The organism is Pseudomonas sp. EL_65y_Pfl2_R96, from assembly GCF_963970905.1.
Lineage (GTDB): Bacteria > Pseudomonadota > Gammaproteobacteria > Pseudomonadales > Pseudomonadaceae > Aquipseudomonas.
The window spans coordinates 1-472 of the sequence record NZ_CAXAQH010000299.1 but is presented as its reverse complement, the minus strand read 5'-3'; the positions used below and the strand labels follow the sequence as shown (position 1 = coordinate 472).

Below are 472 nucleotides of genomic sequence, written 5' to 3'. Positions count from 1 at the left end.
ATCGTGCAACAGGCTGGCAAGGCCAAAGGCAGTGCGCTCGTGCTGCCGCTCATCGAGAGTGTCGCTGAGAAAATTGGTAACGCCGCCAACGTTATAGCCGTGGCTGGGGGTGAGGCCGCGCGGATTGGGAATCTGGAAGCTCTGGTCGGAATAGCCGCCCATGGTGTGGCCGCCCATCACCGGATCGGGCCCGTTATAGGTGCCGACAAAGCCGGTCGTCTCGCAATATTGCTCCTCGCCGTCGGTGCAGGACGGGCAGTGGCCGCAGCTGTCGACCATGCAGCCGACCCCGGCGATGTCGCCGACCGCGAATTTGGTGACGTTGCTGCCGACCGCAGTAACGCGACCGACGATCTCATGCCCCGGCACGCATGGGTATAGCGTGCCGCCCCATTCGCCGCGCACGGTGTGCAGGTCGGAATGGCAGACGCCGCAGAACAGGATGTCGATCGCTACGTCGTCGGGCTGAGGA

General features: G+C 64.2%; 1 protein-coding gene. It reads right to left on the bottom strand.

The features are described 5' to 3' along the window. The coding region (locus AACY49_RS30735) for an alcohol dehydrogenase catalytic domain-containing protein (protein WP_339528058.1) at positions 1 to 472 on the bottom strand (472 nt) is incomplete at both ends.